Genomic DNA, 17771 nt, shown 5'->3' with positions numbered 1-17771 from the left:
TGTTATGAATATATTTCCAAAAGGCCGGGCGGTAGCTTTACTTTTATAATTCCTCGGGACAAGTCAACATCCTGCAACGTAGATGGCGCAAGTGGGAACAGCAGATCCTTTTGCCGTGGTCGTTGCACGACATACACATCCTGAGCCGTGTTTTGCAAAATATCTTTCAGATGGCCCAAAATATTTCCGGTTTCATCCATGACGACACAGCCAATCAGGTCACAAACATAGTATCTGCCCGCGGGCAAAGGCGGGGTTTCCGACCGCTTTTTGGCTAAATAGCACATGCGCAAAGCATCAGCCGCCTCTCGCGAATCTACTTGGCTGAGATGTACGGTAGCCGTCTTACCTTGGCCGCGCCAAACGGTCGTCACTTTTCTGATCATTTTTTCGTCGCGATCTAAAAGATAGAGTATGGCATCGCCGTCGGCCGATAAATTGCCGTCACCAAGGATGCGATACTTCATATCGCCGTAAATGCCGTGCGGAGCAGTCAACTGTGCCGTAAGCAAAAACTCGCGCAAAACACGAGCCTTGCTGGATTTTTCCTTCAGTAAAGCTTCATTTCCACGCGAGTCCATTTTCACCTCAGTCGACAAAATCAATTACCACACGACGATCGACCTGAGAAGCTTTAGCTTTCATCAGAACCCGTATTGCTTGAGCTCTCCGGCCACCGCGGCCAATCAAACGGCCCATATCGTCAGGTGAACAGGTTACTTTCATGGCAACCGTGTTACCTTGTTCGTCAATTTTTACTTGCACGGCCTCTGTGTCAAGTACCAATGAACGGCAGAGGAACAGCAAAAGCTCCTGGAGCTCGGAAATATCCGTACTCATTGGATAGCTCCAGTTTTCTTAAGCAAAGCGCGTACGGTATCGGTAGGTTGGGCACCGTTTTTCAACCATTTTTGTGCAGCTTCGACATTGATTCTCACTTCAGCGGGATCCATCAAAGGATTGTAGATGCCAATTTCTTCGATGAAACGGCCATCGCGCGGATAGCGTGAATCTGCAACAACAACACGATAATGCGGTGTTTTCTTTGCACCGATTCTTTTTAATCTAATTTTTACTGCCATATTAACCTCCGGCTATTTAAAAAAATATATATTCTACGTTAAAAAGGGAATCCGCCCCGTCCCATCTGCATAAGCCGACTCAGACTACGCTTTTTACCGTTGAATCCACCAAATTGTTTCATAACTTTCTGTGTTTCTTCAAATTGTTTTACTATTCTATTTACTTCCTGCACCGTTGTGCCAGAGCCCCGAGCAATACGCTTACGGCGTGAGGCATTCAGCAGATTGACATTGGCCCTTTCTTTTTTGGTCATGGACCTGATAATGGCAATGTTACGATCGATGACCTTATCATCGATATTTTTATCATCGAGCTGTCCCGGCTTAATCCCCGGCAACATTCCGATAATGTCTTTTACGCTTCCCATCTTTTTGACTTGCAAGAGCTGGTCCAACATATCCTGCAGGGAAAATTTATTTTGCTGTAAACGTCCCAGCATTTTATCAACCGAATCCTGATCGATGTTTCGGGTAGCATTTTCAATCAATGTCAGGACATCACCCATTCCCAAAATGCGGGAGGCCAGACGATCAGGATGGAATTCTTCGATTGCATCCGTTTTTTCGCCTGTACAGATGAATTTGATCGGTTTTTCAGTCATTTTGCTTATTGAAAGAGCTGCACCGCCTCTAGCATCACCATCCAGTTTGGTCATGATGAAACCGTCAAGGCCGATTTGTCGTTCAAATTCCAGAGCTATATTGACCGCTTCCTGCCCGATCATAGAATCTACGATCAGCAGCCGTTCGTCCGGTTTTACCGTGTTTTCCAGTTCTTTAAGTTCCTGCATCAGTTCTTCATCAATCGTCATCCGCCCAGCCGTATCGACAATTAACGTGTCGCAAAGCAAATATTTGGCGCGTTCGACCGCTTCCCGGGCAATCTTAGCCGCATGTTTTTCCGGCGGATTTATGTAGCACGGTACCTGAATCTTGTCGCATAGAATGTTCAGCTGTTCGGCTGCGGCCGGCCGATGTGTGTCTACCGAAGTAACTAGCGGTTTTTTGCCACGGCTTTTCAGGATTTTGCCCAATTTGGCCGCCGTAGTTGTTTTACCGGAACCTTGCAAGCCGTACAACATTATCACGGTGAAGCCGGAAGGATTGACTTTGAGCTTCGTTTCACCAACGCTGAGAAGTTCAATTAGTGACTCATGGACGATTTTAACAATTTGTTGTCCTGGAGTAAGGCTTTGCATTACCGCTTCGCCTTTAGCCGCTTCGCTTATCTCAGCTATAAGATTTTTCACCACTTGATAATTGACATCGGCTTCCAAAAGTGCCAAGCGTATTTCGCGCATCATCGTCTTTAAATCAGCTTCGGTAATGCGAGATTGTCGTCCTATTTTGGCGGTTATCGCCTGCAACTTGTCAGATAGGCTTGCAAAAATTGCCATACGCTCCTAATACGCTCCTCATGTGAGAAAATGCTTTCGCTGATCGCGATCGCATATTCCTGAAAGTTCAGTTAAATAATATCCATCTACATCAGGCCACGGTGTGCCTGTTTACAACTACGGACTACACATAGCAAAGTTAATTCTAAGTCTATGGCTATGTCTGTCTCGTTCTATCGGACTGTCGCTTGCCTGAGCCAATCGCTTCGCTTACGCATCCGTTGCTTCCAACTCACGCAAAATTCGGCGTGTCTCCTCGTAATCAGCCGCCTGCAATGCGCGTTCCGCCGCCATATACTTAGCTTGGCGTTCTTGCCAACGCTGTATGCCGTGTAAAGCGGTTTCACACTCCCAAAGTTTTTGCACTGCCCGCTGTAGGCGTAAATGTACCGCTTGACGCGATATAGACAAATGCTCGGCTATCTCGCTGTATGAAAAATCTTCTTCATACTTGAGGTGCAAGATCTCTTTGGTTTCGGGCGGCAAAAGTTCGCCGTAAAAATCAAACAGCGAGGTGACCGTCAAATCTTTTTTTAATAAGGCGTCAAATTCCATGCTCATTAATTATAGCAGCTATGGCGAACCTGTCAAGCTTTTTGGTTGACGAGCAGTGAACTGCTTATCAGAGAACGAACTGCTTGATATAGTCAGGATCTTTGACCAGAATTTTTTGATTATCCATTTCAATGACCTGTTCTTCCTTCAATTTATGCAATATCCTATTGACCGAGTTCGAGGTTGAGATGCCGCAAAAACCGCCTATATCCTCATTGGTAACTTGGAAATCAACCAAATAACCTTGCGCCACCCGATGCCCGAAATTTTGTACCAAATCATATATAAACGCACAAACTGCTCCCGTTTTACCGTTCATAATCATCAATTGGGCCCGACGCAGGGAACGCGATAAATTGCGCCGATAATACTCTTTTATATAAGCCTGCAAGTGTCGGTCATTGTTTACATATTGCCAAAAAAGAACGCGCGGCACTGTATAAAAGCTTGCCATCTCTGACTCAACTCTAATGGTGAACGGAGAAGCAGTAAATGCACTAACTTCATCGCGCATGATCGACACTATATCTGGTCCCTGTATATAATCTATATTGAAATTTCGCCCGTCTTGTTGAGTTATGCTTATCTTGATAATGCCGTCTTTCAACACATAGGTATATTGCTGATCAAAACCGGCATAAGTTATATACGTTTTTCGTTTCTTGGTAACAAGGGGAATATTTTTTTCATTCAGAAAGTTTATCAGATATTCACTTTTCATGGGAAATCTTTCTCTCAGTCATAGTTTTCGCGCACATGCGTTATTAACAAATGTTAGCATTTTTTGAGCTAACCGGCAATTATTTTTCGTGCTAAATTTAGGTCAAGTTGCGATACGAAGTCGCACTAAGGTTCAACATGAAGTATGACCGGATATGAACCCGGGAATTATGAAACCTAATTTATTCATAAAGGGGAATTTATATGATTAAAATTAATGTGCCGTATGATCATACCACTATGGAAGTGGCTGTGCCGGAAAACAATTTTGCCGGTAAATTGGAAGGTCGCCAGACAGGTTATGTCCCACCCAAGCCGCAGGAAGAAATCGTTGAAGATTCTTTAAATAATCCGATTGGCTCTGAAACTTTGGAAACTTTGGCCAAAGGCAAAAAGGATATCGTTATTATAAGTTCCGATCACACAAGGCCTGTTCCGTCAAAAATAATCATGCCGATTATTTTGCGCCACATACGTAAGAGCAATCCGACTGCTCGGATAAGAATATTAGTCGCTACCGGCTTTCACCGCCCCAGCACGCGTGAAGAATTGATCAACAAATATGGAATTGAAATTGTTGATCACGAGGAAATCGTAATGCACGTTTCTACAGATGACAGCTCGATGGTAAAAATAGGTACTTTACCCAGCGGTGGCGCCTGTATCATCAACAAGGTTGCAGCCGAAGCCGATTTGCTCATCGCGGAAGGATTTATTGAAGCACATTTCTTTGCCGGTTTCTCCGGTGGACGTAAAGCTGTCCTCCCGGGTGTGGCTTCATATAAAACAATAATGGCTAATCACAGCGGTGAATTTATCGATGACTGCCATTCACGTACCGGTATAATCGACCACAATCTGATCCACGAAGATATGCTATATGCCGCACGAAAAGCTAATCTAGTTTTTATCGTCAATGTTGTTTTAAACGGCAAGCACGAAATCATCGGTTCTTTTGCCGGTGATTTGGATAAAGCTCATAAATCCGGCTGCAATTTTGTGCGTCAGTTAGCTAGCGTCAAGCGTATCCCCTGCGATATCGCCGTAACCACCAATGGCGGCGCACCCTTGGATCAGAATATTTATCAGGCCGTTAAAGGAATGACTGCCGCTGAAGCCACCGTACACGAGGGCGGCGTAATTATATCTGTAGCGGCTTGCGGCGACGGACACGGTGGTGAAGGTTTCTACCACAATATTGCCGATGTAAAAGAAGCCAAAGAGTTTTTGGAAAAAGCCATCAATACGCCACGGCTGGACACCGTTCCCGACCAATGGACAAGCCAAATTTTCGCCCGTATTCTTTCCAAATACCACGTTATTTTGGTTTCCGACAAAGTTGATCCTAAGCTCGTAACTGCTCTGCACATGGAGCCGGCGGTGAATGTTGCCGAAGCCTTGGATAAGGCCTTTAAGATCATGGGCGATGATGCCAAAGTTGCCGTTATTCCTGACGGCCTCGGCGTAATCGTAGAGCAATAGTACGAGAGTGATAGCAGCGTAAAATAAGCGTAAAATAATTGATTTATTTTAATGCTTTATCCTGTACAATTTGGTTCAAATAATTTATTTTAAATATTTTGTATATAAAGGAGTCTGCAGATGTTTTCAAAATTAATAGCGGAATTCTTAGGAACTGCTTTGATGATTGTTTTCGGCGTAGGTGTCCATTGTGATGAAGTCCTGAACAAAACAAAGTATCAAGGAAGCGGTCACCTTTTCGCCATTACGACGTGGGGGTTCGGCATAACCATCGCCTTAATTATTTTCGGTGACGTATGTATAAACCCGGCTATGGCCTTGGCGCAAGCGATTCTCGGTCTCATTCCTTGGGCGTACTTTGTACCGTATGTCATTGCCGAAATGGCAGGTGGCGTCTTCGGTGCTTTGATTGTTTATGTGATGTACAAAGATCATTTCGATGCTTCGGGCGATATAGATCCGATTCGGGTTCGGAATATTTTTTCGACCAATCCAAATATTCGCAATCTGCCGCGTAACTTTTTCGTCGAAGCATTTGCCACCTTTGTTTTCTTAAGCAGCATTTTTGCCATCGTAAAGAATGCAGCCGTTTACATACCGATTGCCGTCGGTTTGTTAGTTTGGGCTATAGGTATGGGCCTCGGCGGTCCGACCGGGTTTGCTATGAATCCGGCACGAGACTTAGGACCGCGTTTAGCTTATTCCTTGGTGCCGATCAAAAATCGTACCAACAATGATTGGCAATACGGATTACTGATTCCGGGGATCGCGCCTTATGTCGGAGCCGCCTGCGCTGCGCTATTCGCTAAATTCTATTTAGGAATGTAATCTTATTTAGGGATGCAGTTGCTGTTATTGCTGCCATTTCCTTTCTATTACTCTGCTTTGCGTGTTCACTTTTTGAGCAACGCCCTTCAATATTTATTTCTACGAAACCCTGCCGCCGCGTGTCGGAGCAGGGTTTTGTATTTCCCACTTTTAAGCTCAGCCGTTAAGCGTTTTTAATGACTCCACCATATTTATCCGCCGCAAATGCAGGTTTTGCACAAGCTGTACCATAAAAAACACCCCGACGCTCAAGCCAATTACCGTAAAAATCACATTAAAAGGAATTGGAACATCTATATAAGCATCAAGTTTGATCATGGAGAAATAAATAATTTTTCTTACCGCCATGCGCAGGAACGGGAACAATAAAATTTGGTATATAATCAACAACACCAGAACCGGATAAATATAAATGCCGGCAATTTCCGCGTTACTAAAGCCAAAAATTTTAAGATAGGCCAGGTTTTGCCGCGCTTTATCAATAATCACCCCGGAAATAATTAACGTGATGATCAGAAAAAAGACAACGCCGATAACCTTAATCATATCAAAAGCTATGCCGAACGAATTCATAAAATGTTCCATAAATTTTGCCATTTCATTGCGATCAATCTGTGTCACCAAATTTTCAGGATCAACAGACAGTTTTTTATCGGAAAAATAGGTATTAAAATAATTCGGTTGAACGCCTAAAATCCGGTTCAGATCTACTTGACGCAGTACCAGCTGCAAGGCAATTGTATGCGGTTCGGCCCGTTTCAACGTTAAAACAACTATCTTATTATTGTACGGTTCTCTAATAGATAATTTATCTCCGGGAGAAAGTCGGAATCTTTTGAGCAGTCCGTCGGACGCAATCGCTTCATTCATTGCTAAATCCTTGTAACCTTCGAGCGCGTAACGGCTGTTTTCCCCGACCCCGTATAAAGAAATTTTGCGATTCTCAAACTTCGTCATTTCTGCAGTGACCCAAGTGGCCTGTTCTGCCTCAACATGCAACTCCGGCTGCCTCACTAAAGTTGCATAGTTATATTTCATATCCTCTTGCATGCTTTTTGTGTAAAAATCGAAGCCTGGACGAGCAGCCAAGCCATACATCAGGAGCAAATCGGCAATAAATATACCGATCAGCAAAGCCGCAAGGTTCAGTTTATTATCAAACAACATGCGCAATCTTACCTTGCTCAAAAATGCCCGGTGCCGGAGGCTAAACCACGACTTGTATGAATATTTGTGTAAATTGCGGCGCAAAAATGCCAATGGAGAGAAACGAAGGCTGTGCCAAATGACAGCGAAGTTGATCACCAAGTAGATAACCGTAGGTATTAAAGTTGTCAGCAGAAAGGATCGAGCGGTAAGTCGCGCTTCAAAATTTGGCAAATTAAAGCTTTGGTAGTATAGGTCTACATAAACATGATATAGATAACCATAGGCCAGCAGGTTACCGATAACAGCCGCCGCCACTGCTACCCCCACCGGCATAGCCATGTAATTAAGCGTCAATTCACGTCGAGTGTAGCCCATAGCCAATAATGTTCCGATGACCGGAGCCTCCTCTTCAACTAAGCTCTTGATTTGAACCGCACTGATGAAAGCAATTGCCACAAAAAGGATTATGATGGTCAACATAATCGTAGGGACATCACCATCCATATCATCCATCAAATATGTAATACATTTATTGTCATAACGTGTTACGGCATCCAATACCAAATTGTCCTTGCTCACTTCCTGGACAACGGATTTCAGTTTGTCCGCGGCAGCGTACTTATCCAACTTAATTGCAGTATGATAAGCGTAAACATATTTCAACAACCCACCCTTCAAAGCGGCCCAGCCATCCCGACTAACAAAGCCCAGCCCAAAATAACCGGTATCCATGACCAAATCAGCACGCCTTTTCAACACCGATGAATAATCAGGTATTGAAACTGTCCCTACCAGCTTAAACACTCCACCTTCAGTTTTGATTTCATCGCCCAAAACCAGGCCATTGGCGCGAGCATAGTTCCCGTCAACAGCAATTTCGTCAGCCGCCTCCGCCAATCGACCGTTCAGTATTTGTGCTTCATTAATACCTTGGCGATTTATAAAAACACGCAAACACTTATTGTCCGGCAAATTTACTTCACGATAAAAATTCTCATACAGTGTAATATTTTCGGACCGCAGCCGCTCACGTGCGACATCCGTAAGTTTATCTAAAACAGTAAATTCTCCGTCTTCCACCTTGCCGTCACTCAGCTGTCGGTAATACAGATGTTTGGCCGAATCTTGGGCCGTGAAAAATGAGGACGCAAAAACGACTAGGAAAACTATTGCCATAAATACCATCAGGACTTTGCCCGGATAAAGTTTTACCTGACGATAAATACGCTTATTAATCGGATTAAACATTACCACGTCACATCCTTTGCCTTAATTTTTGCGTTATTTTCCCAAAATTCTTTGACTTCGCCACTGTGCAAACTCAAAACTAGATCACACATTTTTGCAATCTGTACGTTGTGCGTCGCAATGACCACAGTCGTTCCATAAATACAATTTAATTTTTCGATCAACATCAAAACGTCTTTGGCACTGGCGTAGTCCAAAGCCCCCGTTGGCTCATCGCAAATCAGCAGTTTAGGGCGTTTGATGATTGCCCGACCGATAGAAGTGCGCTGTGCTTGACCGCCAGAAATTTGATTGGGATATTTGTACTTGTGTTCGGTTAAGCCAAGCTCCTCCAACAAAGTGTTTGTTTCCAGTGGCTCCCGAGCCAAAAATTTGCCTACTTCGATATTTTCCATAACATTCAGGTTACTGATTAAATTGTAAAACTGAAAAATAAAGCCTAGGCTATGTCGCCGATAAAGTTCCAACTCTCGTTTGCTAAGTTTGTTTAATTTAGTATTGTCCATCTCAACTTCACCTGCATCAATCGTTTCAATGCCGCCCAAAATATTTAGCAGAGTTGATTTTCCCGAACCGGATGGACCTAGGACGCAGAGAATTTTCCCATCCGGGACTGCCAGATCAATGCCTTTAAGCACCTCAATCTTAGCAGATTGCCGACCATATGATTTGTGCAAATTGCTTATTTTTATCACGTTTAACCCTACTTGATAAGCTTGAAGCATGGCCAATAGATGTATGTGTATTCAGACACGGTTTTAAATGCAAATTTAGGTTGAGATGCGAATAAGTTATATTACTCTAATTATACTACAAATTATTTTAAATAACTCTACTTCCTATCTTAAAGGGTTGAATTTTAATGGGTGAATTTTAAGTGTTGAATTTTAAATGTTGAATTTACGCCAAATAAAAAGCGGCGCCGACAGGATGTACCCGTCCGCGTCGCTTTCCTATTGCAGTGCCGCCTGACACGTTTGAACTATTTAATCAGCTAATCTGAATTATTTTGCTGACAAAGCCGCCATGGTGATGTAGTTATACGGCATATTGAAGTGAGGCATGAAGAAGATATCCAAAAGTGCGATACGATCAATCGTTACATGTTCTTGAATAGCCAAGGAGAACATGTGTATGGTGGCTGACATATCGTATTCGGACATAAGTTGAGCACCGATGACCTGACGATTGTCCGCACGGTAAACAATGCGAATCTTAACGTTCGGATTAGGCCCGACTTCATCCATAAAGGCAGGTTTCTGCTGAGCTTCGAATTCGGTCATTTTTGCTTCAATACCATGTTTGGCTGCCGTCTCAACAGTTTGGCCGGTGCATACCATCTTCAAGCCATACAAGCACAGGCCTGACGAACCTTGGACACCGGTTGATTCAATGGCCACGCCGCCAACATTTAAGGCAGCTACCAAGCCTGAACGAACGGCATTAGTTGCCAAAGCTATATAGTTCGTATCATTAATGGAATTGTCGAATACGGTTGCGCAATCGCCGATTGCATAAACGTCGGGCATGGAGGTCTCTTGTCTCTTATTAACCTTAATCGCTCCGTTGACGAACAAGTCCAAATGACCTTTCGCCAATTCATTATTGGGACGGAATCCGATACACATCATTACAAGATCAGTATCATAGACACCCTTATCCGTCACAACGCGCTGTACTCGGCCTTCACCTTCAAAGCGTTGCACTTTTTCGCCCAAAGCGAGCTTGATTCCGTGTGATTTAAGTCTTTCGGCCATAACATTGGAGAAGTCACGGTCAAAGTGGGTACCCAAAATCCGATCCAATGCATCAATCAAAACTACTTCTTTGCCTTGTCTCTCATAAGCTTCAGCTAGCTCGGCACCGATATAACCGGCTCCGACAACGGTAACTTTTTTGATTGACGGGTCATTCTTAATTTGATCGACCGCCAATTTGGCATCCTGATACAGTTTAGCTTTTTGAATATAAGGCAGATCCAAGCCAGGAATCGGAGGAATAACCGGGAGTGATCCGGTGGAAAGGATCAGCTTGTCGTAACTCTCTTCACCTTTTTGACCGTCTTTGGTCGTGTAAAAAACTTTTTTGTTGGCATAGTCAACAGATGTAACTTCCGTTTCCATCTTTACGGTGGCTCCGGCTGCTTCCAACGCTGCCTTATTGGAATAGAACAAACCGTCACCGCAGCTTATTTGATGGCCGATCCACAAAGCCATACCACAGCCTAGGAAGCTGATATTGCTGTTGCGATCCAAGACGGTTACTTGACTGCCGTCTTTAAGTGACAAAAGTTGGTTGGTTGCTGCCGTTCCGGCGTGGTTAGCTCCAATTATTACTACTTTCTTTCCCATATTCTCCTCCTGATATTAGCCGAAGCCGTTTATTTTATAATTCGACTATAACTTACCACATTTATTCCTTACTTTTCGTAACATATAACCATATTTATCCCGGCTAGAGAAATATGCGAGATTTTTTGCAAACAGGGCTGTCTGCATCGTGGCTTAGATAATGTCCATCAGGCTATCCTTTTTCTAAGTAATCCGGAGGAATACTTTCTAATATTTTTTTGGCATCTTTCCAGGGGGGATAAAATTCACCCACAAGAGCATGAAACTTATGCGTATGATTTTTTTCCAGCAAATGAACCATTTCATGAACCAAGACGTATTCGAGACATTCAATTGGCTTTTTGGCAAGCTGCAGATTGATCCATATGCGTTTTTTATATATGTTGCACGTACCCCACCTTGTTTTCATGTCCTTGATGCGATACTCGTTGGCACAAAGGTTCATACGTTCTTCAACAGTGGGGATCAAACCTTGCAGGACTCTTTTTAACTCGCTACGATACCATTCATTAAAAATCTTTTTTTTATCCTCGACACTTGCTCCTTCGGGCACTAAAAATAATATTTTATTCGGCATTTTTTTAATACTGTATTTGTTGCTGCCCACTTCCACTTCAAGGCGATAGGGCTTTCCCCATAAATAGTGGCTCTCGCCGGAAATAAATTCTCGCTTGGTTTGTCTTGCCTGTGAGCGCATTCTTAATCTGACTGCATTTATTTCAGGTAGCTTTTTTAGTACGAATAATCTTATTTCATCGTCGGGGTAGTTCAGCGGGGCGGTTATGGTAACGTTTCCCTCCGGTGGCTTTACTCTAATATAGAGGTTTTTAAGGTTTGACTTTTTAGTGATCTTAACCTCAATACCGCCAATCAACTCTGTTCTACATGCCATATTCATCTTGCCTTTCCATAAACTTTGTGAATACTTCATGGCTATACTGTGCGGATAGCCGTTCTTTGTCAGTGTCATACTCAAATTATACTGGTCACGCAGAGCAATCAAAAGCCCCTCGCACTCTCTTAACGGTATTTAAAAACATGTCTTAAACGAACCCTGATTAGTCCTTCCTTTTCCTCAGCCACAAATGGCATAGGATTTAGTTCTTTAATTTCCTCATTACCTTTTTCCTCCTCTCTTTTTAAAGTTTTATATCTAATAATTATTTGTTTAATTAAGTTTTACGACATTGATAGGTGCTTGGCAGCAACATAGGAATCTCACCTCCGCCTCTTATTCCAGACGAGCCGGCTTAAACTATTGAAGTATCATTATCACTACTTGCTTCATTGAACAGCTTGCCAAATCTGTTTTTATGTATTCTTATTTATCGCTCGCTTTCTTCTTTCCTTGACTTAATCAGTATTCATTAAACCGAATTTTTTTCAGCAGAAAGGTCATGGCGTAAGTCATAATCCTCCACAAGTAGATAAAGTCCTACCTTGGTCTATTCAGTTTTCAAGGAACAATAGCCTAACGGCTTTAAGAGAGATTCTCTTCAACTTTATGGTTTTCATCACTTCCTTAAATAAAATATAAGGACAGATCTCCCTTCAATTTATAAAGGAAAATCTGCCCCCATCTACAAGGCGTTTACTTTATGAATTCTTTCAAAAGCACCTTTAGCTTTTTAAGAATATTGTTTTTTCGCCATTGTATAGCTTGATAGCTTACTTTCTTACTTCTTGCTACACTCGATAATGTTTCATCATTAAAATACAAACGCTCTATGATGTCCCTTTCTTCATCATTCAGCCTTGACATAGCCTTTCTGACTGTTTCAATTAAGATCTGAGTTTCAATTATTTTTTCTACATCCACACTTTCATCAGCAAGGTTATCCACAAAATTCCCGTCATGATCCAATGATGAAAAAAAGAGCAAGTGGTTTTTCTTGTCCACCTGCTCTAAATACTTTTCGTGTTCTTTTTCTCGCCAGTAGACTTTATAAATATCTTCACTGACTTTTACCTTTTGCCCTCTGACATAAAGGTAATACTCTTTTGCCATAAAGTTTCCTCCATTTCTTTTTTTGTCTGCGTTTTTAGACAAAAAAAGGAGGACTTCTGCACATAGGCATAAAAAGTCCTCTAAAATGAACGAAACCTGTTCTTTCTTTTACTATATTTAATTGTTTAGACGAGAATATGGAAAGACAGACAACTGTAAATCTTATAATAAAAAGGAAGGATTTTGTTTTGAGTTATAACTTCAAAGAAATATATAGCCTTTATCATATCCTGTCCCTCCATTTTACAACTAACTATTCCTCATAAATTAAGCCCTTCTACTATTTCAGGTATCCACGCACATAATAAAAAATCTTATACTTGTACTTTTTCTTTGCTCATCTTATTTAGTTCTCCAAGCATCATGAAGATTCCAACAACAATCATAATGAAATCAACAAGGGGCTGTGTGAACCAAACAGCTTTTACTCCAAATACCATGGGCAAAAGAATCATTGCAGGGACAAACAGAAATAGCTGTCTAAGCATAACAATAATCCCCGCTTTCTTTCCGTTCCCAATAGATTGGAAAAATGTAATGCTCATGACCATTACTCCATATAAAATAAATACGGAATAGAACAGTCTGAAATTCCCAACTCCCTGAGTTATGATACTTGCTTCTACTCCAAATAAGGAAAGTATCTGACTTGATAACAGCAATGATGGAATCCAAAAGACTGCTGCAAGAACAAGTCCTCCGATAGAAAATACCTTCATTGCTTGCCTTACTCTGTCATATTGCTTTGCTCCGAAGTTTGTTCCGACAACAGGCTGCAATCCTTGACTCATTCCCCAAAGCGGAATGAACGAAAAGGCATATACACGAAGCGATGCTGCCATCAAAATTCCGTTTGGATCTCCGCCATACTTAAATGCCATTTTATAAAGCATAGTCTGTTGAATCATGAACAGAAGCTGCATCATCATAGCTGATGAGCCTACTCCAAACATTTCTTTTTTTATTTCTTCATCGGACTTAATCTTATGAATTTTAACGACTTTACTCTTTTTCAGGAAGTAGTGCAGCGTTACAACCGCCTGAACAAACTGTGCTGTAATCGTTGCAAGGGCAGCACCTTCAATGGCGTATTCACCCATAACTGTCATTAAAATCGGATCAAGAATGATATTCAGTAAAGCTCCAAGTCCCATTATCATCATGGCTTTTTTCATTAGACCTTCGCCACGCATAACCATGTTTGCGGACTGTGTAAAATTTACAAAGAGGGAACCGATAAAGATTACTCTTAGGTATCTGATACCATAAGCTTTGATCTCGGTCAGGTGCAGGAAATAGTCGCTGTCCATCGTGAGAAAGCCACCGTCCCGCAGGGTTGCTACTACATGGCACACACTGGGCTTTGACACCTCCATGTGCCGAGCCACATCTACGGAGCGTACCATACCGAGTTTCTTTTGAAGAACAAGAATGGTTTCCAGATAGTCCTCCCCGGACGCATGAAGTTTCATTAAGACCTCCCTTATGCAGATAATTTCTGTTCGGCGTTCCACATGGCCGCATACTTTCCGCCTTTAGCCAGCAATTCATCGTGAGTACCGGCTTCAGCAATCTTTCCGCCAGATACCACAAGGATTTGATCTGCATTTTTGACGATGGAAAGGGTATGAGCAATCATTACCACAGTCTTTTTCTCTTTCAGCAGATTGGCGATGGCCTGCTTTACTGCCAGTTCGTTCTCGATGTCAAGGGACGCCGTTGCTTCATCCAAAAGCAGGATCGGGCTATTTTTCAGGATAGCGCGGGCGATTGAAATTCGCTGACGCTCACCACCCGAGAGAAGGTTTCCGTTTTCGCCTGTCGGCGTATCGTATCCCTTTTCCATCTTGCGGATGAAGCCGTCACAATTAGCCTCCCGGCAGGCAGCCTCGATTTCCTCGTCCGTGGCATTGGGGCGGGCGTGCCGGATATTCTCACGAATGGTATCATCAAAGAGAAATACATCCTGATCTACCATCGAAATTTGTTCCAACACACGCTCAGCGGATATATGACTGATTGGCTTACCGCCGATACGGATTTCGCCGCCAGTCGGCTCATAGTATTTGGCGATCAGGTTCAAGATGGTGGATTTACCGGAACCGGAATCACCAACAATTGCAGTCAATTTCTGATTTGGAACTATAAAGGAAGTTTCCTTCAAAACTGCTTCGCCAGGAATATAGGAGAAGTCCACATTATCAAAAACAATCTCATAATTCTTAACTGTGAACGGTTCTGTACTGCCGTTTTCTTCTGGCTCATGGATTACTTTTAAAATATTGTTTTTTGAAATCACAAGGTTTTTGTAGCTAAACAAATCTACTGAAATTGCCCCGATTAGCTTTGCCAGCAACATAGGGAGCATACATAAAAGCAGAAAATCAATCGTCTGAATTTCTCCTGCCATCCACGGAGAAATCCCAATAAACATAATAAAAGGAACCATAAGCCAGTTAATAATGTTAAAAGCAAAGTTTATGGGAATACCATGCGCTTCATATTCAAAGCTGACCTGACTGAACAATTGCATTGCTTCTGTGGTTGCCTTATTTTTTGTGCCAGCCACGCCGTATGCACGAAACGTCTGAATACCTTCTATATATTCCACAATGCTGCTTACTGTTTCAGATGAAACCTTATTTTTTCTGGTTCCATACTTTTTTACCGTTCGGAAAGAAAGCCACATTTCAGGAATCAGCATGGAAGTAGAAAGCAAAAGGATCCCTCCTGCGGGCAGATACAAATAACAGATAAATACAATAACCATAACGGCCAGAGCAATATTTTTGGTCAAGTTACTTACCTTGTGTGTCAATATTTGTTCATAACTATTTACATCGCATGTCATTGTATTTACATATTGCCCCACCTGCCCATGTGTGAAGCGAAAGAGAGGAATCCTCTTAAATTTATCTCCAAGGAAAAGGCGAAGATTTTTTGAAACGGCAGCCCCGCCGATCTGGTTCTGTGTATAACCTATACTGTAAATAAGCACTCGCAAAGCATAGACTACGCACAGAATTCCTGTGATCGTTAAGATGTCTGTTGTAGTTGTTTTCTTGCCGAGCAGGATCTGAATGACTAGGTAAATCGTCATATAACTGCATCCAGAAAGAAAACCTTCAATAACCGTGAATATCACGCCTATATTAAAGTGGATATTTTTATGTAATGGCCCTGTTTCTTTCATTATGCTTCATCTCCTTTCCCGCCATAGACGATTTTTCTTGAAGCATTGTAATCGCTCCATGCCTTTCTATAATAATTATTTCTGGAAAGGACTTCTTCATGGGTGCCTGCATCGGTTATCGTGTGATTTTCGACAATTGCCACTTTATCACACATTTTAACTGCACCCAAACGATGTGCGACAATCAAAACGGTTTTCCCTTTGCAAAGATTCTCAATTGCCCGATCTATTTCCAACTGATTTTCGGGATCGGCTGCACTTGTGGCTTCATCTAATATCAGAATAGGAGCATTTTTTAAAATAGCTCTTGCAATCGCTATCCTTTGTTTTTCTCCGCCAGAGAAACGGGAGCCAAAACTGCCTACTTTCGTATCATATCCATCTGGCAAAGACATGATGAAATCGTCAATCTGTGCCTCTTTTGCGGCTGCTCTCACTTCTTCCAGAGTGGCGTTACTGCCCATACGGATATTCTCCAAAACACTGTCGCGGGTCAAAAACGTCTTTTGAAATACAATGGATATGTTTTGAAGCAATTTTTCATAGTTTATGTTTTTTACATTTATACCGCCGATTAATACCTGACCTTCCTGCACATCGTAAAATCGGGAGATCAGCTCAATGACTGTGCTTTTACCAGCACCGGAAACACCAATCAGAGCTATTTTCTCTCCTTCAGCTACATACAAACTGCAATTCTCCAGAACATTCTTTTTCCCATCATATGAAAAGGAAATGTTTTTAACGGCAATATCACAATGTGTAGGAAAATCCCCATCGCTTTCATAAACAGGCAACTCCAGTATTTCCTTTGTCTTAGTAACTCCATTCAATGCCTGTGCAAAGGTTGTTCCTAACTGCTGAAGTGGAAGTAGCTCAGTTAAATATAGAGAACCAACATAAGCGAAAAGCAAAAACACACTGGAAGTGATAGAATTTCTTAAAAACAGCATTCCACCAATAGGAACCAAAAGAACCATTCCACATTCCAGAATAATAATAAAAATTGCAAAGGGAGGTCCCATTTTACGCGAGATCAAATTCCATACTCTGTTTTCCTCTTTAATGGCATCCGAGAATTTTTTGAACGATTTACTTCCCATATTATAGGCTTTAATTAACCGCATTCCGCGAATGTACTCAATCATAATCGAATTAAATGCAATAAGAGATTGGTTTGAATCATGCATGATACTTGACATACCCTTAAAAAGATGTATCATAACAATTCCTGCAATCGGAAGGGGAATCAAAGAAATTATCGCTAATGGAATGTTTACTGTCATTAAATAAATAAAAATGACTATCGGACCAGTAAGATAACTTACCAACTCTGGAATATTATGAGCAAGGCATAGTTCCAGTTTTTCAATATCCTCATTTAAAACAGTTTTGATTTCTCCCGTGCTATGATCATCCAGTACGCCTAACGGAACTTTTGCCAAATGTTCCACTATCATACAACGTACACGATATAATGCACCATAAGCTCCTTTATGAGAAAGAACGCCTGAACAAGCCAAAGTAATCATACGCAGGATAGTTGTTGCAGAAATCAGTACGATATTATTCACCAATAACCGTTGTGTTATATTTTCGGATAAAATCGCATCCATAAGGTTATAAATGCCAATATACGGCCCTATTACAAATAAGCCGCTTGCAAAAGCACAGGCGACGGACGCAAAAAGATACCGTTTACTTTTCCCCGACCATGACAAAAGAAGTTTTATTGGGTTTTCTTGTTTCTGCTCCATA

16 protein-coding genes are annotated in these 17771 nt (G+C 42.0%); 2 read left to right on the top strand and 14 right to left on the bottom strand.

The window, feature by feature from the left end; all coding sequences use genetic code 11:
• Positions 1 to 2: 2 nt before the first annotated feature.
• The 6 genes from rimM to HMPREF0868_RS02605 form a co-directional block, all read right to left on the bottom strand.
• On the bottom strand, positions 3 to 581 hold the full coding sequence (gene rimM, locus HMPREF0868_RS07840) for a ribosome maturation factor RimM (RefSeq protein WP_012993149.1): 579 nt from the start codon (positions 579 to 581) through the stop codon (positions 3 to 5).
• 7 nt (positions 582 to 588) lie between these two features.
• Positions 589 to 840, bottom strand: a complete 252-nt coding sequence (locus HMPREF0868_RS02625; RefSeq protein ID WP_012993148.1) for a KH domain-containing protein — start codon at positions 838 to 840, stop codon at positions 589 to 591.
• The gene (gene rpsP, locus HMPREF0868_RS02620; RefSeq protein ID WP_012993147.1) at positions 837 to 1082 is read right to left on the bottom strand and encodes a 30S ribosomal protein S16; all 246 of its coding nucleotides are present in this window, start codon (positions 1080 to 1082) and stop codon (positions 837 to 839) included. Before rpsP ends, HMPREF0868_RS02625 begins: the two co-directional genes overlap by 4 nt.
• A 38-nt stretch (positions 1083 to 1120) precedes the next feature.
• Positions 1121 to 2479: a signal recognition particle protein gene (ffh, locus tag HMPREF0868_RS02615; RefSeq protein WP_012993146.1), complete on the bottom strand. Its 1359-nt coding sequence runs from the start codon at positions 2477 to 2479 to the stop codon at positions 1121 to 1123.
• A 210-nt stretch (positions 2480 to 2689) separates the two neighbouring features.
• On the bottom strand, positions 2690 to 3040 hold the full coding sequence (locus tag HMPREF0868_RS02610) for a sigma factor-like helix-turn-helix DNA-binding protein (RefSeq protein WP_012993145.1): 351 nt from the start codon (positions 3038 to 3040) through the stop codon (positions 2690 to 2692).
• Between the two features lie 61 nt (positions 3041 to 3101).
• Complete coding sequence (locus tag HMPREF0868_RS02605; RefSeq protein WP_012993144.1) at positions 3102 to 3755, bottom strand: Crp/Fnr family transcriptional regulator; 654 nt, start codon at positions 3753 to 3755, stop codon at positions 3102 to 3104.
• A 203-nt stretch (positions 3756 to 3958) separates the two neighbouring features.
• On the opposite strand from HMPREF0868_RS02605, the gene larA reads away from it, so the two are divergent.
• Positions 3959 to 5236 carry a nickel-dependent lactate racemase gene (larA, locus tag HMPREF0868_RS02600; protein WP_012993143.1) on the top strand — a complete coding sequence of 426 codons (1278 nt, stop codon included), beginning with the start codon at positions 3959 to 3961 and terminating at the stop codon, positions 5234 to 5236.
• 120 nt (positions 5237 to 5356) lie between these two features.
• Positions 5357 to 6064 carry a D/L-lactic acid transporter LarD gene (larD, locus tag HMPREF0868_RS02595; protein ID WP_012993142.1) on the top strand — a complete coding sequence of 236 codons (708 nt, stop codon included), beginning with the start codon at positions 5357 to 5359 and terminating at the stop codon, positions 6062 to 6064.
• Positions 6065 to 6220: 156 nt separating this feature from the next.
• On the opposite strand, the gene HMPREF0868_RS02590 is transcribed toward larD, so the two are convergent.
• The 8 genes from HMPREF0868_RS02590 to HMPREF0868_RS02555 all read right to left on the bottom strand — a co-directional run bounded on the left by HMPREF0868_RS02590 (position 6221) and on the right by HMPREF0868_RS02555 (position 17770).
• On the bottom strand, positions 6221 to 8461 hold the full coding sequence (locus HMPREF0868_RS02590) for an FtsX-like permease family protein (RefSeq protein ID WP_012993141.1): 2241 nt from the start codon (positions 8459 to 8461) through the stop codon (positions 6221 to 6223).
• The gene (locus HMPREF0868_RS02585; RefSeq protein ID WP_012993140.1) at positions 8461 to 9186 is read right to left on the bottom strand and encodes an ABC transporter ATP-binding protein; all 726 of its coding nucleotides are present in this window, start codon (positions 9184 to 9186) and stop codon (positions 8461 to 8463) included. The genes HMPREF0868_RS02590 and HMPREF0868_RS02585 overlap by 1 nt, the downstream gene beginning before the upstream one ends.
• 279 nt (positions 9187 to 9465) lie before the next feature.
• Positions 9466 to 10812, bottom strand: coding sequence for a H2O-forming NADH oxidase (gene nox, locus HMPREF0868_RS02580; RefSeq protein WP_012993139.1), 1347 nt, complete (start codon positions 10810 to 10812; stop codon positions 9466 to 9468).
• A gap of 172 nt (positions 10813 to 10984) precedes the next feature.
• Positions 10985 to 11815, bottom strand: coding sequence for a M48 family metallopeptidase (locus HMPREF0868_RS02575; protein ID WP_012993138.1), 831 nt, complete (start codon positions 11813 to 11815; stop codon positions 10985 to 10987).
• A gap of 588 nt (positions 11816 to 12403) precedes the next feature.
• On the bottom strand, positions 12404 to 12820 hold the full coding sequence (locus HMPREF0868_RS02570) for a sigma factor-like helix-turn-helix DNA-binding protein (RefSeq protein ID WP_001051307.1): 417 nt from the start codon (positions 12818 to 12820) through the stop codon (positions 12404 to 12406).
• 314 nt (positions 12821 to 13134) lie between these two features.
• Positions 13135 to 14292, bottom strand: a complete 1158-nt coding sequence (locus HMPREF0868_RS02565; RefSeq protein ID WP_012993136.1) for an MATE family efflux transporter — start codon at positions 14290 to 14292, stop codon at positions 13135 to 13137.
• Positions 14293 to 14303: 11 nt separating this feature from the next.
• Positions 14304 to 16013 (bottom strand): ABC transporter ATP-binding protein, encoded by a 1710-nt coding sequence (locus HMPREF0868_RS02560; protein WP_012993135.1) that lies wholly within the window; start codon positions 16011 to 16013, stop codon positions 14304 to 14306.
• The gene (locus HMPREF0868_RS02555; RefSeq protein ID WP_008901341.1) at positions 16013 to 17770 is read right to left on the bottom strand and encodes an ABC transporter ATP-binding protein; all 1758 of its coding nucleotides are present in this window, start codon (positions 17768 to 17770) and stop codon (positions 16013 to 16015) included. The genes HMPREF0868_RS02560 and HMPREF0868_RS02555 overlap by 1 nt, the downstream gene beginning before the upstream one ends.
• Position 17771: the final 1 nt, after the last annotated feature.

Origin of the sequence: Mageeibacillus indolicus UPII9-5, assembly GCF_000025225.2 — a bacterium.
Classification (GTDB): Bacteria; Bacillota; Clostridia; order Saccharofermentanales; family Fastidiosipilaceae; genus Mageeibacillus; species Mageeibacillus indolicus.
The sequence above is the reverse complement of the archived record's forward strand: the minus strand, read 5'-3'. Positions and strand labels throughout refer to the sequence as shown.

What these genes read in the sequence shown, in the direction of transcription:
- ffh (WP_012993146.1), bottom strand. Translation starts at nt 2,479, where the DNA reads ATGGCAATTTTTGCAAGCCTATCTGACAAGTTGCAGGCGATAACCGCC.
- HMPREF0868_RS02560 (WP_012993135.1), bottom strand. Translation starts at nt 16,013, where the DNA reads ATGAAAGAAACAGGGCCATTACATAAAAATATCCACTTTAATATAGGC.
- nox (WP_012993139.1), bottom strand. Translation starts at nt 10,812, where the DNA reads ATGGGAAAGAAAGTAGTAATAATTGGAGCTAACCACGCCGGAACGGCA.
- HMPREF0868_RS02610 (WP_012993145.1), bottom strand. Translation starts at nt 3,040, where the DNA reads ATGAGCATGGAATTTGACGCCTTATTAAAAAAAGATTTGACGGTCACC.
- larD (WP_012993142.1), top strand. Translation starts at nt 5,357, where the DNA reads ATGTTTTCAAAATTAATAGCGGAATTCTTAGGAACTGCTTTGATGATT.
- HMPREF0868_RS02590 (WP_012993141.1), bottom strand. Translation starts at nt 8,461, where the DNA reads ATGTTTAATCCGATTAATAAGCGTATTTATCGTCAGGTAAAACTTTAT.
- HMPREF0868_RS02570 (WP_001051307.1), bottom strand. Translation starts at nt 12,820, where the DNA reads ATGGCAAAAGAGTATTACCTTTATGTCAGAGGGCAAAAGGTAAAAGTC.
- HMPREF0868_RS02565 (WP_012993136.1), bottom strand. Translation starts at nt 14,292, where the DNA reads ATGAAACTTCATGCGTCCGGGGAGGACTATCTGGAAACCATTCTTGTT.
- HMPREF0868_RS02585 (WP_012993140.1), bottom strand. Translation starts at nt 9,186, where the DNA reads ATGCTTCAAGCTTATCAAGTAGGGTTAAACGTGATAAAAATAAGCAAT.
- HMPREF0868_RS02605 (WP_012993144.1), bottom strand. Translation starts at nt 3,755, where the DNA reads ATGAAAAGTGAATATCTGATAAACTTTCTGAATGAAAAAAATATTCCC.
- HMPREF0868_RS02625 (WP_012993148.1), bottom strand. Translation starts at nt 840, where the DNA reads ATGAGTACGGATATTTCCGAGCTCCAGGAGCTTTTGCTGTTCCTCTGC.
- HMPREF0868_RS02555 (WP_008901341.1), bottom strand. Translation starts at nt 17,770, where the DNA reads ATGGAGCAGAAACAAGAAAACCCAATAAAACTTCTTTTGTCATGGTCG.
- larA (WP_012993143.1), top strand. Translation starts at nt 3,959, where the DNA reads ATGATTAAAATTAATGTGCCGTATGATCATACCACTATGGAAGTGGCT.
- rpsP (WP_012993147.1), bottom strand. Translation starts at nt 1,082, where the DNA reads ATGGCAGTAAAAATTAGATTAAAAAGAATCGGTGCAAAGAAAACACCG.
- rimM (WP_012993149.1), bottom strand. Translation starts at nt 581, where the DNA reads ATGGACTCGCGTGGAAATGAAGCTTTACTGAAGGAAAAATCCAGCAAG.